The sequence below is a fragment of the Brevundimonas sp. UBA6550 genome (assembly GCF_002434505.1).
Classification (GTDB): Bacteria; Pseudomonadota; Alphaproteobacteria; order Caulobacterales; family Caulobacteraceae; genus Brevundimonas.
In genome coordinates this window covers 17863-32873 of record NZ_DJKE01000009.1, presented here as the reverse complement: position 1 = coordinate 32873, position 15011 = coordinate 17863, and the positions used below count along the sequence as shown (strand labels likewise).

General features: G+C 65.7%; 10 protein-coding genes. 2 read left to right on the top strand and 8 right to left on the bottom strand.

What is annotated here, in order from left to right; translation table 11 throughout:
- Positions 1-130 precede the first annotated feature (130 nt).
- The 4 genes from fusA to B3Z70_RS12240 all read right to left on the bottom strand — a co-directional run bounded on the left by fusA (position 131) and on the right by B3Z70_RS12240 (position 3918).
- Positions 131-2209, bottom strand: coding sequence for an elongation factor G (gene fusA / locus B3Z70_RS12255; RefSeq protein WP_292023679.1), 2079 nt, complete (start codon positions 2207-2209; stop codon positions 131-133).
- Between the two features lie 150 nt (positions 2210-2359).
- Positions 2360-2833, bottom strand: a complete 474-nt coding sequence (gene rpsG, locus B3Z70_RS12250; RefSeq protein ID WP_008260172.1) for a 30S ribosomal protein S7 — start codon at positions 2831-2833, stop codon at positions 2360-2362.
- A gap of 81 nt (positions 2834-2914) precedes the next feature.
- Entirely contained in the window at positions 2915-3289 is a 375-nt protein-coding gene (gene rpsL / locus B3Z70_RS12245; RefSeq protein ID WP_008260482.1) for a 30S ribosomal protein S12, read from the bottom strand.
- A 308-nt stretch (positions 3290-3597) separates the two neighbouring features.
- Positions 3598-3918 carry a TonB family protein gene (locus B3Z70_RS12240; protein WP_292045672.1) on the bottom strand — a complete coding sequence of 107 codons (321 nt, stop codon included), beginning with the start codon at positions 3916-3918 and terminating at the stop codon, positions 3598-3600.
- Between the two features lie 91 nt (positions 3919-4009).
- Between B3Z70_RS12240 and B3Z70_RS12235 the strand changes: the two genes are divergently transcribed.
- Both B3Z70_RS12235 and B3Z70_RS12230 read left to right on the top strand, forming a co-directional pair.
- Positions 4010-4699 carry a hypothetical protein gene (locus B3Z70_RS12235; RefSeq protein ID WP_292045670.1) on the top strand — a complete coding sequence of 230 codons (690 nt, stop codon included), beginning with the start codon at positions 4010-4012 and terminating at the stop codon, positions 4697-4699.
- Positions 4696-5532: a hypothetical protein gene (locus tag B3Z70_RS12230; protein WP_292045667.1), complete on the top strand. Its 837-nt coding sequence runs from the start codon at positions 4696-4698 to the stop codon at positions 5530-5532. Before B3Z70_RS12235 ends, B3Z70_RS12230 begins: the two co-directional genes overlap by 4 nt.
- 4 nt (positions 5533-5536) lie before the next feature.
- On the opposite strand, the gene B3Z70_RS12225 is transcribed toward B3Z70_RS12230, so the two are convergent.
- The 4 genes from B3Z70_RS12225 to B3Z70_RS12210 all read right to left on the bottom strand — a co-directional run bounded on the left by B3Z70_RS12225 (position 5537) and on the right by B3Z70_RS12210 (position 14949).
- On the bottom strand, positions 5537-5668 hold the full coding sequence (locus tag B3Z70_RS12225; RefSeq protein ID WP_292021122.1) for a hypothetical protein: 132 nt from the start codon (positions 5666-5668) through the stop codon (positions 5537-5539).
- A 124-nt stretch (positions 5669-5792) separates the two neighbouring features.
- A complete protein-coding gene (gene rpoC, locus B3Z70_RS12220) occupies positions 5793-9989 on the bottom strand; it encodes a DNA-directed RNA polymerase subunit beta' (RefSeq protein WP_292021124.1) in 4197 nt (1398 codons plus the stop codon).
- Between the two features lie 126 nt (positions 9990-10115).
- Positions 10116-14231, bottom strand: coding sequence for a DNA-directed RNA polymerase subunit beta (gene rpoB / locus B3Z70_RS12215; RefSeq protein ID WP_292021126.1), 4116 nt, complete (start codon positions 14229-14231; stop codon positions 10116-10118).
- A 358-nt stretch (positions 14232-14589) separates the two neighbouring features.
- Positions 14590-14949 (bottom strand): endonuclease domain-containing protein, encoded by a 360-nt coding sequence (locus tag B3Z70_RS12210; protein ID WP_292045665.1) that lies wholly within the window; start codon positions 14947-14949, stop codon positions 14590-14592.
- Between the last annotated feature and the right edge of the window lie 62 nt (positions 14950-15011).

The following is a 15011-nucleotide window of genomic DNA, read 5'->3' as shown; positions in this document are numbered from 1 at the left end:
TTCGAACTTTTCCTTGGCCATTCTCTAGCTCCTAAGGTCCCCGAACCGGGGTTCCTGCAGTTTGGGGGTTAAGGACGCCCGGTCCTTACGGTCCGGGCGCATATAGGTCCGCTTTCCGAAAAGGGAAAGCTTAGGCGTACTTCTTGATCACTTCGTCGGCGACGTGTTGCGGCACCGGCTCGTAGTGGTCGTATTGCATGGTGAACTGGGCGCGGCCCTGCGACATGCCGCGCAGCGTGTTCACATAGCCGAACATGTTGGCCAGCGGCACGAAGGCGTTCACGACGGTGGCGTTGCCGCGCATGTCCTGACCCTGGATCATGCCGCGACGGCCGTTCAGGTCGCCGATGACCGAGCCGAGGTATTCCTCGGGGGTCACGACTTCCACCGCCATGATCGGCTCGAGCAGCTTGGGCGCACCCTTCTCCTTCAGTTCGCGGAAGGCGGCGCGCGACGCGATTTCGAACGCCAGCACGCTGGAGTCGACGTCGTGGAACTTGCCGTCCGTCAGCGTCGCCTTGAAGTCGATCAGCGGGAAGCCGGCCAGCAGGCCATTGTCCTTGGCCGAGTTCAGGCCCTTTTCGACGCCGGGGATGTATTCCTTGGGCACCGCGCCGCCGACGATCGAGTTCTCGAACACGAAGCCCGAGCCCGGCTCGCCGGGTTCGAAGGTGATCATGACGCGGGCGAACTGGCCCGTACCGCCGGTCTGCTTCTTGTGGGTGTAGTCGATGTCGACCTTGCGGCCCAGCGATTCACGATAGGCGACCTGCGGCGCGCCGATGGTGGCCTCGACCTTGTAGGTGCGCTTCAGGATGTCGATCTTGATGTCCAGGTGAAGCTCGCCCATGCCCTTCAGGATGGTCTGGCCCGACTCGTGGTCGGTCGAGACGGTGAAGGACGGGTCTTCCGACGCCAGCTTGGCCAGGGCGACGCCCAGCTTCTCCTGGTCGGCCTTGGTCTTGGGCTCGACCGAGATCTCGATGACCGGGGCCGGGAACTCCATCTTCTCCAGGATGACGGGCGACTTCAGCGGATCGCACAGGGTGTCCCCGGTGCGGGTTTCCTTCAGGCCGGCCAGGGCGACGATGTCGCCGGCGTAGGCTTCCTTGACGTCTTCGCGGTTGTTGGAGTGCATCTGCAGCATCCGGCCGACGCGCTCTTTCTTGTCGCGGCTGGAGTTCAGCAGGCTCATGCCCGTTTCCATCTTGCCCGAATACAGGCGGCAGAAGGTCAGCGAGCCGACGAAGGGGTCGTCCATGATCTTGAAGGCGAGAACCGACAGGGGCTCGTCGTCCGACGCCTTGCGGGTGACGGGCTCTTCGGTCTTGAAGTCGATGCCCGGCGTCGCGGGGATGTCCAGCGGCGACGGCAGATAGTCGACCACGGCGTCCAGCAGCGTCTGCACGCCCTTGTTCTTGAAGGCCGAGCCGCACAGGATCGGATAGAAGGCGCCGGTCAGCACGGCCTTGCGGATGCACTTCTTGATGGTGGCTTCGTCGGGCTCGTTGCCTTCGAGGTAGGCTTCCATCGCCTCGTCGTCCAGCTCGACGGCGTTGTCGATCAGGTACTGGCGGGCTTCATTGGCCTTGTCGACCAGGTCGGCGGGAATTTCTTCGTCATGGTAGGACGCGCCCAGGCCGTCGTTGTCCCAGACCACGGCCTTCATGCGAACCAGATCGACCAGGCCCTTCAGCGAGCTTTCGGAGCCGATGGGGAATTGGATCGGCACGGCCTTGGCGCCCAGGCGGTCGCGGATCGATTCAACCGACTTGTCGAAGTCGGCGCCGATCTTGTCCATCTTGTTGACGAAGACGATGCGCGGCACCGAATATTTGTCGGCCTGGCGCCAGACGGTTTCGGTCTGCGGCTCGACGCCGGCGTTGCCGTCCAGCACCGTCACGGCGCCGTCCAGGACGCGCAGGCTGCGCTCGACTTCGATGGTGAAGTCCACGTGGCCGGGGGTGTCGATGATGTTCAGGCGCTTGTTCTGCCAGAAGGCGGTCGTCGCGGCCGAGGTGATGGTGATGCCGCGTTCCTGCTCCTGGTCCATCCAGTCCATGGTCGCGGCGCCGTCGTGGACTTCGCCGATCTTGTGGGATTTGCCGGTGTAATACAGGATCCGCTCGGTCGTCGTCGTCTTGCCCGCGTCGATGTGGGCCATGATGCCGAAGTTGCGGTAGTCCTCGAGCTTGTGCGTACGAGCCATGAAAACGTGCCTTGGAAGTAGTGCAGGACGCGAAGCGCGCCCTCGGGGATGATCGTCGATGCGGCGGATAAGCGAGCGCGGGCGATTTAGCTCAAACCGCCCGCGCCGGATAGTCTCAGATAGTCACCGCAGTTGGCGCTTTTAAGACGCTTACCAGCGATAGTGGCTGAAGGCGCGGTTGGCTTCGGCCATCTTGTGGGTGTCTTCGCGCTTCTTGACCGCGGTGCCGCGGTTGTTGGAGGCGTCCAGCAGTTCGGCCGCCAGCTTTTCCGTCATGGTGTTCTCGCCACGCTTGCGCGCGGCGTTGACCAGCCAGCGGATGGCCAGGGCGCGGCGGCGGTCCGGGCGGACTTCGACGGGCACCTGATAGGTGGCGCCGCCGACGCGACGCGAGCGGACTTCGACCGACGGGGCGACGTTGTCCAGGGCGGCGTGGAAGGTGGCGACCGGCTCCTGGTCCTTCTTCTTGTCGGCCAGGATGTCGAAGGCGCCGTACACGATGTTTTCGGCGACGGCCTTCTTACCTTCGTACATGACGTAGTTCATGAACTTGGTGACGATCAGGTCCCCGAACTTGGGATCCGGCAGAACTTCACGCTTCTGGGCGCGGTGACGACGCGACATGGGTTATTCCTTGCAGTGCCCGGCCTGCGCCGGGAAGATCTCGAAAAGGCGTCCGGGCGCGACGGCCCGGAAGCGAATGGCTTACTTCGGACGCTTGGCGCCGTAGTGCGAACGACGCTGCTTGCGGTCCTTGACGCCTTGGGTATCCAGAACGCCGCGCAGGATGTGGTAGCGAACGCCGGGCAAGTCCTTCACGCGGCCGCCGCGGATCAGAACGACCGAGTGTTCCTGCAGGTTGTGGCCTTCGCCGGGGATGTAGCAAACGGCTTCGTAGCCGTTTTTGGCCAGACGGACCTTGGCGACCTTACGCAGAGCCGAGTTCGGCTTCTTCGGGGTCGTGGTGTAAACGCGGGTGCAGACGCCGCGACGCTGGGGCGAACCCTCCAGAGCCGGCACCTTGTTGCGGGTGGGCTTGGGCTTGCGCGGCTTGCGGATCAGCTGGTTGATCGTAGGCATTCGAAACTCGTCTCGACTTCTGATGGAGGCGTGTGTCTTTCGACCGAAGCGCCTCTCGCCTTCTTGTGAACGGGGGACCATCCCCTCGCCCGGGTGTCATCGAGACTGAGGGCGTGACCACCCAAACACCCCCGGTTCGCTCCGGCGAACCGGAAACACAAAACACAAAGGGCCGGAACGCGCGCTTTGGGCGTTCCGGCGGGCACAGCCCGTCCGTTCGATTGTCACGTTCTCGGCGACCGGCGAACCGGCCACGCCTCGAAAGTGGGCGGCTTCTACGCGGGATAGGGCGTCAGGTCAACCGACCCTTAATCGGCCAGCCGAAATCGAGTAGTGAAGCGGACCCTCTGACCGGCGGCGCCGCCGGGCCTCATTTTCGCGCTCTTCGCCATATCCAGCGCGGCCTGTCCCAGCCCTTGCCCTGCGGGGGTTTCGGACACGACCTGACACTCCGTCAGATTTGCAGTTGTCGATAGAATGCATTCCAGAACGACCGATCCGTCCTGTTCGGTCGGCGCAAAGTTATCCGCCGACAAGTGAGCGTTCGACACGGCGGCGCCGGGCGGCGTCGCGCACCCCGACATTAGCGCCAGTCCCGCCAGGACGACGCAGAACTCGATTCTCTTCATTCCCGCCCCTCGCTCCGAAGCGACCGCAACACCGCCTGAAAGCGGCCATGCTTCTAGCACAGCTTGCATATGATCAAGGGGGGAATGCGTATTGGCGCAGCGAGGGGCTGACGGTCTGGATTGGCGCAAGGCGGGCTTTGCGGCCACGGCTGTCGGCCTGAACGCGGGCGCCGTCGCGCTTCTGTCCATGACCGATGTGGGGCTGCGCGTTCGGCCGCCGCGCGCCGTGCCGATGATCGTCTATCTGGACGACGCCTGGCCGACCCTGGCCCGCGCGCCGAAATCTCCGTCCGACCTCCCATTGGAGGAAACGCCGGCCGCGCCCCGCCGTGCGCAGGCGTCCCAGGCCGATGCGCCGGACAGCGGCGGAACGGCCACATCGCCGCGCCCGCCCCTGACCCAGGCGACAACCGACGACGGGATCGACGCCCGCTGGCGGGTCGGCGGCGCCGTTCCGGGGCCTAGGGTCCCTCTCCTCTCGTGCGACGCCCCGCACCGCCTGTCGCCGGACGCCCGCCGTCGCTGCGAGGACCGCTGGGCCGGCGCCGAAGCCGTTCCCGCGATCCGAGGCACGGGCGATGCGGAACGCGACGCCGCCTTCGCCCGGCAGGGCGCGCGACGACTGGCGGCCTGGGAGGCGCAGCGGGCCGAGCCGTCGCGCGTCAATCGGTCGTGCGAAAACCCGAACCCCGTGGCAGGATGCGCCGACGTGGATATTCGGATCGAACTCTTCTCCTCGCGGGACGGCTTCCTGCCCAACCTCAGAAAGCGTCGCGAATGACCGCTGCGTCGATGTCCCCGCCTGGCCCATGGTCGCGACGACGCCGCCCGGACTGGCGAAAGGCGGCCCTGGCCTCGGCCTCGGTCGTCATCAACGCGGGTCTGATCGCCGTCCTGTCCTTTACGGCCCTGGGGATCGACGCGCCGCCGACCGCGCCCGAGCCGCGCCCTCTCTATATCGACATCACGCCGCGTCCCTTGCTGCCGGACGAGCGGCCGCGCCCAGCGATCCAGCCGCCGGCCCCGGCGCCGACCGCCGCGCCGCGCGACGCCCGCAACATTCAGACCCCGCCCCCGGCTCAGGCGTCGCCAACGCCGGATGCGCGCCCGGCGCCCCTGCGTCCCCGCCTCGCCGCGCCCGCGCCGCAAGGCGTGCCGGTCCCGGCCGATCCGTGGCGCGTCGATCCGGGCGACCGGACCAACGCCATGGCCCGCGCCCTGCGCCAGGGCTTGATCGGCTGCACAACCCCGGATCAGTTGAACGCCGCCGAGCGCGCCCATTGCCGCGAGGACGCCATGCGTCGCGGCCTGAACGCCGCCCCGATCACCGGCACCGGCAACCCCGAACGCGACGCCGCCTTCGCTCGGCAAGGCGCGCGCCGCCTGGCGGAATGGGAGGCGCGGCGTCGGCCCCTCTCCGGCGGCGTCGGCGTGGTCGGACCGGCGGATTGCGTCGGTTCGAATTTCGGCACGGGCTGCGCAGGGGCTCAGTTGAACCCGTCGCTGGCGCCGGATTCCAGCCGCAACGTCCAGACCCGGCGCGACGGCCATCGTGCGGGCGGCGCCCCCATCACGCCGGGCGCCTCGGCGCCGATGGAGCGATGGAAGGACTGACCCGTCAGTGGTCCTGGCAATAGGCGTCGTGCATGGCGGCGCCGAGATTGAGCATCATCGTCTTGGCTTCCACCCAGACGAACAGCGACAGCACCACGGCCGTCAGCCCCCACAGCACCTTGTCCGATTTCGTCACGGCGGCCTCCCGAACAACCTGGACCTACTTCTCTCACAACCATACGCCGCGTCAAGCCGCAAGAAAAAGGGCGGCGCCGTCGCCGGCGCCGCCCTCTTAAAGTCTTCGCTTCCGAACCCGGAGATCAGCCTTCGCTGCTCTCCAGCTCCAGTTGCAGATCGGCCGGCAGCGGCTCGATCGCATCTTCGCGGGCCTTGGTCAGTTCCGCATCGCGCTCGTTGGCGATCTTCTGCAGGCTACGCAGATAGGCGCCCGTGCCCGCCGGGATCAGACGACCCACGATCACGTTCTCCTTCAGGCCCTCCAGCATGTCCTTCTTGCCGTGGACCGAGGCCTCGGTCAGGACGCGCGTGGTTTCCTGGAAGGACGCCGCCGAGATGAAGCTGCGGGTCTGCAGCGACGCCTTGGTGATGCCCAGCAGGACCGGCTGAGTGGTGGCCAGACGGCCGCCGCGCTTCTCGACCTTGGCGTTCTCCAGCACCGCTTCGGCGACTTCGACGGTGTCGCCGCGGATCAGGGTGGTTTCACCCGCGTCCAGCACTTCCACCTTCTGCAGCATCTGACGCACGATGACTTCGATGTGCTTGTCGTTGATCGGCACGCCCTGCAGGCGATAGACCTCCTGCACCTCGTTCACCAGATATTCGGCCAGCGCCTCGACGCCCTGGATGCGCAGCAGGTCATGCGGATCCGGGTTGCCGTCGATGATGTAGTCGCCCTTCTGAATCAGATCGCCGTCGTGGACGGAGATGTGCTTGCCCTTCGGGATCAGGAACTCGACCGGCTCGCCCTGCACGCCGTCGGCGTTGACTTCCGGCGTGATCTTGATGCGACGCTTGTTCTTGTAGTCGCGACCGAATTCGACGCGACCATCCATCTCGGCGATGACCGCGCAGTCCTTCGGACGACGCGCTTCGAACAGTTCGGCGACGCGCGGCAGACCGCCGGTGATGTCGCGGGTCTTGGCGCCTTCGGTCGGAACGCGGGCGATGATCTCGCCCGGCTTGACCTCGTCGCCGTTCGACACGGACAGAACCGCGCCCACCGGCAGCAGATAGCGCGCGTCCGAACCCGACGACAGCTTGGCGTAGGCGTCGCCCAGTGTGACGCCCATGGCCGGACGCAGGTCCGAACCGCGCGGGCTGGCGCGCCAGTCGGAGACCACGCGCTGGGCGATGCCCGTCGCTTCGTCGGTCTCTTCCTTGACGGACAGGCCCTCCACCAGGTCCTCGAAGCGGACGACGCCGCCCACTTCGGTCAGGATCGGGGTGGTGTAGGGGTCCCACTCGGCCAGGCGTTGGCCGCGCTTGACCTCGCCGCCGTCCTTGACGCGGATGCGGGCGCCGTACGGGGCCTTGTGCGTCTCGCGGTCCTTGCCGTCGACGACGACGGTCACGGTGACGTTGCGGCTCATGGCCACCAGGTCGCCGTGCGCCGCGACGACGGTCGGGCCGGCGATGCGGGCCGTACCGGCGTTGGTCGCCTCCATGAAGGAGGTTTCCGCAACCTGGGCCGTGCCGCCGATGTGGAAGGTCCGCATCGTCAGCTGGGTGCCCGGCTCGCCGATCGACTGGGCGGCGATGACGCCGACCGCTTCGCCGATGTTGACGTTGGTGCCGCGCGCCAGGTCACGGCCGTAGCAGTGGGCGCAGATGCCGGCGTCGGCTTCGCAGGTCAGGGCCGAGCGGACCTTGACCGACTGCACGCCGGCGGCGTCCACGGCCTCGACCACTTCTTCCACCAGATAGGTGTCGGCGGGGAACAGGACCGTATCGGTGCCCGGCTCCTTGATGTCCTCGGCCGCATAGCGACCCAGGATGCGCTGACCCAGCGAGACCAGCACGTCGCCGCCCTCCATCACCGCACGCAGGGTGATGCCGCGCGTCGAGCCGCAATCCTGCTCGGTGACGATCGAGTCCTGCGCCACGTCCACCAGACGACGGGTCAGGTAACCCGAGTTGGCGGTCTTCAGCGCGGTGTCGGCCAGACCCTTGCGGGCGCCGTGGGTGGAGTTGAAGTATTCAAGGACGGTCAGACCCTCCTTGAAGTTCGAGGTAATCGGTGTCTCGATGATCTCGCCGGACGGCTTGGCCATCAGGCCGCGCATCCCGCCCAGCTGCTTCATCTGCGCCTGCGAACCGCGGGCGCCGGAGTTGGCCATCATGAAGACCGAGTTGATGTCGGGGTTCTCGCCCTCGATCAGCACGCGCGGCTGCGCGATCTCGCCCATCATGGCGTCGGCGATCCGGTCCGTGGCCTTGGCCCAGGCGTCGACGACCTTGTTATACTTCTCGCCGCGCGTGATCAGGCCGTCGGCGTACTGTTGTTCATACTCCTCGACCTGGGTGCGGGTCTCGGCGACCAGTTCGACCTTCTTGGCCGGGATCACGATGTCGTCCTTGCCGAACGAGATGCCCGCCTTGGCCGCCTCGCGGAAGCCCAGGCCCATCATCTGGTCGGCGAAGATGACCGTCGCCTTCTGACCGCAGTGGCGATAGACCACGTCGATCAGGTTCCCGATCTCCTTCTTGGTCAGGTTCTTCTCGAGCAGGCGATAGCCGACGTTCGGGTTGCGCGGCAGCAGGGCCGCCAGCTTCATCCGGCCGGGCGTCGTGTCGATGACCTTGGTCACCTCATTGCCTTGGGCGTCCTGCTCGGTCCAGCGCGCCTTGATGCGGCTGTGCAGGGTCACGACCTTGGCGTCCAACGCCGCGTCGATCTCGCCGATGTTGGCGAACAGCTTGCCCTCGCCCGGCTCGCCGTCCTTGACCAGCGACAGATAGTACAGACCCAGGACGATGTCCTGCGACGGCACGATGATCGGCTTGCCGTTGGCGGGCGACAGGATGTTGTTCGTCGACATCATCAGGACGCGCGCTTCCAGCTGGGCCTCGAGGCTCAGCGGGACGTGAACGGCCATCTGGTCGCCGTCGAAGTCGGCGTTGAAGGCGGTGCAGACCAGCGGGTGCAGGCGGATGGCCTTGCCCTCGATCAGCTTGGGTTCGAACGCCTGGATGCCCAGACGGTGCAGCGTCGGCGCGCGGTTCAGCAGAACCGGGTGCTCGCGGATCACCTCGTCCAGAATGTCCCAGACGGCGGGCTGCTCGCGCTCGACCATGCGCTTGGACTGTTTGACGGTGCCCGACAGGCCCTTGGCGTCCAGACGCGCGTAGATGAACGGCTTGAACAGCTCCAGCGCCATCTTCTTGGGCAGGCCGCACTCGTGCAGCTTCAGCTCCGGTCCCACGGTGATGACCGAACGGCCCGAATAGTCGACGCGCTTGCCCAGCAGGTTCTGACGGAAGCGACCCTGCTTGCCCTTCAGCATGTCGGCCAGCGACTTCAGCGGACGCTTGTTCGCGCCGGTGATGACGCGACCGCGACGGCCGTTGTCGAACAGGGCGTCGACGGATTCCTGCAGCATCCGCTTTTCGTTGCGGATGATGATGTCCGGCGCGCGCAGCTCCATCAGGCGCTTCAGGCGGTTGTTGCGGTTGATGACGCGGCGATACAGGTCGTTCAGGTCCGACGTCGCGAAACGACCGCCGTCCAGCGGCACCAGCGGACGCAGTTCCGGCGGGATGACCGGCACGATGGTCAGGATCATCCACTCGGGCTTGTTGCCGGATTCGAGGAAGGCCTCGATCAGCTTCAGGCGCTTGGAGGCCTTCTTGGCCTTCATTTCCGAGGGGTTGTCGGCCAGTTCGCCACGGTGCTTCTCGGCCTCGGCGTGCAGGTCGATGCCCATCAACAGGTTGCGGACGGCCTCGGCGCCGATCTCGGCGGTGAAGCCGTCGTCGCCGAACTCTTCCTGATAGCGATAGAATTCGTCTTCCGTCAGCAGCTGGTTCTGCTTCAGCGGGGTCAGGCCCGGCTCGGTGACGATGTAGTTCTCGAAGTAAAGAACGCGCTCGACGTCCTTCAGCGCCATGTCCAGCATCAGCGAGATGCGGCTGGGCAGCGACTTCAGGAACCAGATGTGGGCGACCGGGGCGGCCAGGTCGATGTGACCCATCCGCTCGCGGCGAACGCGCGCCAGCGTGACTTCGACGCCGCACTTCTCGCAGATGATGCCCTTGTACTTCATGCGCTTGTACTTGCCGCACAGGCATTCGTAGTCCTTGGTCGGGCCAAAGATACGGGCGCAGAACAGGCCGTCACGCTCGGGCTTGAACGTGCGGTAGTTGATGGTTTCCGGCTTCTTGATCTCGCCGAACGACCACGACCGGATCTTCTCCGGCGAGGCCAGGGCGATCTTGATCTGGTCGAAGGTCGGGGTGACCGGGACCGGGTTGAAGATGTTCAGGACTTCCTGGTTCATCTTGGTTTCCTTCTGCGGCGCGGGGGCCGCTTAAAATCTTCGTCGATGGAGAGCGGCTCGTGATCCGTGAGCCGTGAATCGTGACGGGATCGGCCCACTCACGATTCACGGCTCACCATTCACGCCTCAGCTGTTCTCCAGCTCCACGTTCAGACCCAGCGAACGCATTTCCTTGATGAGCACGTTGAAGCTCTCGGGAATGCCGGCTTCGAAGCTGTCGTCGCCACGGACGATGGCCTCGTAGACCTTGGTCCGGCCGGCCACGTCGTCGGACTTCACCGTCAGCATTTCCTGCAGGGTGTAGGCGGCGCCGTAGGCTTCCAGAGCCCAGACCTCCATTTCCCCGAAGCGCTGACCGCCGAACTGCGCCTTGCCGCCCAGCGGCTGCTGGGTGACCAGCGAGTACGGGCCGATGGAGCGGGCGTGGATCTTGTCGTCGACCAGGTGGTGCAGCTTCAGCATGTAGATGTAGCCCACCGTGACCGGGCGCTTGAACTGCTCGCCGGTCTGGCCGTCGTAAAGGATCGACTGGGCCGACTTGTTCAGCCCCGCCTCTTCCAGCAGACGCTCGATGTCGCCGATGTGCGCGCCGTCGAAGACGGGGGTCGCGAACGGCACGCCCTTGGACAGGTTCCTGGCCAGTTCGATCAGCTCTTCCTCGTCCTGCGGCAGAGGGGTTTCCTCGCCGTAGATTTCGGTCAGCCGCTCGACCAGGGCCTGCTTCTGCCCGCCTTGCTGCCAGGCTTCCAGCAGACCGGAGATCTGCTTGCCCAGACCGGCTGCGGCCCAACCCAGGTGGGTTTCGAAGATCTGGCCGATGTTCATGCGCGACGGCACGCCCAGCGGGTTCAGAACGACGTCGACGTGGGTGCCGTCTTCCAGGTGCGGCATGTCCTCGATCGGCAGGATCTTGGAGATGACGCCCTTGTTGCCGTGACGGCCGGCCATCTTGTCGCCGGGCTGAAGCTTGCGCTTCACGGCCACGAAGACCTTGACCATCTTCATCACGCCGGGGGGCAGTTCGTCGCCGCGCTGCAGCTTCTCGACCTTGTCTTCAAAACGACGGTCCAGTTGCTTGCGAGCGTCCTCGAACTGGCGCTTCATCGCCTCCAGCTCGCCCATGGTCTTTTCGTCGTCCAGGGCGATCTGCCACCACAGACCCCGGCTGACCTCGGCCAGCTTCTCGTCGGTCAGTTCGCCACGGCCGATGCCCTTGGGCCCCGACACGGCGGTCTTGCCGACGATCAGCGGCTTCAGGCGGCCGTAGACGTTGCGCTCAAGAATCTTGAGCTCGTCGTCGCGGTCCTTGCCCAGGCGTTCGATCTCGGCGCGTTCGATCGCCATGGCGCGCTCGTCCTTGTCGACGCCGTGACGGTTGAAGACGCGAACGTCCACGATGGTGCCGGCGACGCCGGGCGGCAGGCGCAAGCTGGTGTCGCGCACGTCCGACGCCTTCTCGCCGAAGATGGCGCGCAGCAGCTTCTCTTCCGGGGTCATCGGGCTTTCGCCCTTCGGCGTCACCTTGCCGACCAGAATGTCGCCCGGCTGGACCTCGGCGCCGATGGCCACGATGCCCGCTTCGTCGAGGTTGCGCAGGGCTTCCTCGCCGACGTTGGGGATGTCGCGCGTGATTTCCTCAGGCCCGAGCTTCGTATCGCGGGCGGCGACTTCGAACTCTTCCAGGTGGATCGAGGTGAAGACGTCGTCGCGCACGATGCGCTCGGAGATCAGGATGGAGTCTTCGAAGTTGTAGCCGTTCCACGGCATGAAGGCGACCAGGGCGTTGCGGCCCAGGGCCAGTTCGCCCAGGTCCGTCGACGGACCGTCGGCGATCACGTCGCCGCCCTTCACCTCGTCGCCCACGCGCACGATGGGGCGCTGGTTGATGCAGGTCGACTGGTTGGAACGCTGGAACTTCGACAGGCGATAGATGTCGACGCCCGAACGGGCGGCGTCCACGTCGCCGGTGGCGCGCACGACGATGCGGGTGCCGTCGATCTGTTCGACGACGCCGTCACGACGGGCGACCACGACGGCGCCGGAGTCCACGGCCACGACCGCCTCCATGCCGGTGCCGACCAGCGGCGCGTCCGACTGCACCAGCGGCACGGCCTGACGTTGCATGTTGGCGCCCATCAACGCGCGGTTGGCGTCGTCGTTTTCCAGGAACGGGATCAGGGCGGCGGCGACCGAAACGACCTGTTTTGGCGACACGTCCATCATGTCCACGGCGTCCTTGTTCAGGAGCTGGGATTCACCGTTGATCCGGCCGGGGACCAGGTCCTCGACGATCTGGCCGTCCTTCAGTTCGATGTTGGCCTGGGCGATCGTGTATTTCGACTCTTCCATGGCCGAGATGTAGACCACCTCGCCCTGAGCCTGGCCGTCCTTGACGCGACGGTAGGGGCTTTCGATGAAGCCGTACTTGTTGACCCGCGCGTGGGTGGCCAGCGAGTTGATCAGGCCGATGTTCGGGCCTTCCGGCGTCTCGATCGGGCAGATGCGGCCATAGTGGGTCGGGTGAACGTCGCGGACTTCGAAGCCCGCGCGCTCGCGCGTCAGACCGCCCGGGCCAAGCGCCGAAAGGCGACGCTTGTGGGTGATTTCCGACAGCGGGTTGGTCTGGTCCATGAACTGCGACAGCTGCGACGAACCGAAGAACTCGCGAACGGCGGCGGCGGCCGGCTTGGCGTTGATCAGGTCGTGCGGCATCACCGTGTCGATATCGACCGAGGACATGCGCTCCTTGATGGCGCGCTCCATGCGCAGCAGACCGACGCGGTACTGGTTTTCCAGCAGTTCGCCGACCGAACGGACCCGGCGGTTGCCCAGGTTGTCGATGTCGTCGATCTCGCCGCGACCGTCCTTCAGGCCGACCAGGATCTGCAGCACCTTCAGCACGTCGTCCTTGCGCAGGACGCGGATCTCGTCGGAGACCTCCGGGCTTTCCAGACGCATGTTCATCTTGACCCGGCCGACGGCCGACAGGTCGTAGCGTTCGCTGTCGAAGAACAGCGAGTTGAACATGGCTTCGGCGGCTTCCGGGGTGGGCGGCTCGCCCGGACGCATCACGCGATAGACGTCGAACAGGGCGTCCTCGCGGTTGTCGTTCTTATCGACGCGCAGGGTGTTGCGCATATAGCCGCCGACCGTGACGTGGTCGATGTCCAGCACCTCGATGGTGGTGAAGCCGTTCTGCTCCAGCACTTCGATGGTCGGGGCGTCCAGCTCGTCGCCGGCCTCGGCGAAGATCTCGCCGGTCTCGAAGTTCACCGCGTCATTGGCCAGATATTTGGTCAGCAGGGCGTCGGCGGCCAGCGACAGCGACGTCGTGGCGTCGCCCAGCTTCTTGGCGGCGCGCGCGCTGATCTTCTGGCCGGCCTGGGCGATCACTTCGCCGGTGTCGGCGTCGACCAGGTCGAACTCGGGCTTCACCCCGCGCCAGCGCTCGGCCTTGTACGGCGTGACCCAGCCCTCGCCGCGCTTCTCGTAGGGCACGGTCTCGTAGAAGGTCTTCAGGATTTCCTCGCCGTCCATGCCCAGCCCCATCAGGAAGGTCGTGGCGGGCAGCTTGCGGCGGCGGTCGATGCGGACATAGACCACATCCTTGGCGTCGAACTCGAAGTCCAGCCACGAGCCACGATACGGGATCACGCGGGCGGCGAACAGCAGCTTGCCCGAGGAGTGCGTCTTGCCCTTGTCGTGGTCGAAGAAGACGCCCGGCGAACGGTGCATCTGCGACACGATCACGCGCTCGGTGCCGTTGACGATGAAGGTGCCCTTGTCCGTCATGAGCGGGATGTCGCCCATATAGACGTCCTGCTCCTTGATGTCCTTGACCGAACGGGCTCCCGTTTCCTCGTCGGTCTCGAACACGATCAGGCGCAGCTTGACCTTCAGCGGCGCGGCATAGGTCATGTCGCGCTGAATGCACTCCTCGACGTCGTACTTGGGCTCTTCGAACTCGTACGAGACGTATTCCAGGATAGCGCGTTCGTTGAAGTCCTTGATCGGGAACACCGACTTGAAGACCGCTTCGATGCCCTCGTCGCGACGCTGGCCCGGACGGACCTCGCGCTGCAGGAACTGTTCGTAGGAGGCGCGCTGAACCTCGATCAGGTTCGGCATCTGCACCGCTTCGGGAATGCGCCCGAAGGATTTGCGGATGCGCTTCTTGCCGGTGAACGAGGTGGCGGAAGCGATCTGACCGTTGATGGCGAGATCGTGGGCGACGTCAGTCATTCAGTGTTTCCCATGACGCACGACCCGGGAGAAGCCGTGCGCGAAATGCAGCAGCCACGGCGCGCCCTTCAGCGTCCGCAGCCAGGTTTTCGGCGTCCACCCTCGGCCCGCTGCCGGGCCAGGACGCCTGAAATGTACCGGCTCCCTGGGGAAGGAGCCGCGCCTTCGCTCCGGTCGGAGGGCGACGGACCGGGCCTCGGCGCTTGCGCGCAGACTCAAATGGAGTGTTGCGGGAACGCGCACATATACGCGCATTCGCGACGAAATAAAGGCCCTTTCCTCCCCATCGCGTGCGATGGGGAGGGGACCGCGCCCAACGGGCGTGGTGGAGGGGCCGCATCCGCCTCGCAGACGCCCGCTACCTTGATCGCGCACGAACCTCGCCTGCCAGGAATGTCAGGATTTCATCCAGCCCATCCCTAACGCTCAGGGCGGAAAAGCGCACTACATCGATCTTCTGCTCCGCCAGCCAGGCGGTGCGACGTAGATCATGTGTGGCCTGACCGTCCTGTTCATGGATCGCGCCATCCACCTCGACGGCCAGCCGCGCCGCCGCGCAATAGAAGTCCAGAATATAGGGTCCGATCGGATGCTGGCGTCGAAACATGGAGCCGCCCAGCCTGCCGCCTTTCAGACAGGCCCACAGCCGCGCCTCCGGCGGCGTCAGCGCTCGCCTCATCTTCGCGGCGCGCTGATAGATGATCGGTTCAGACGGCAAACAGCCCCTCCACCGCTTCGCGGTCCCCCTCCCCATTGCTACGCAACGGGGAGGAAAAGTCA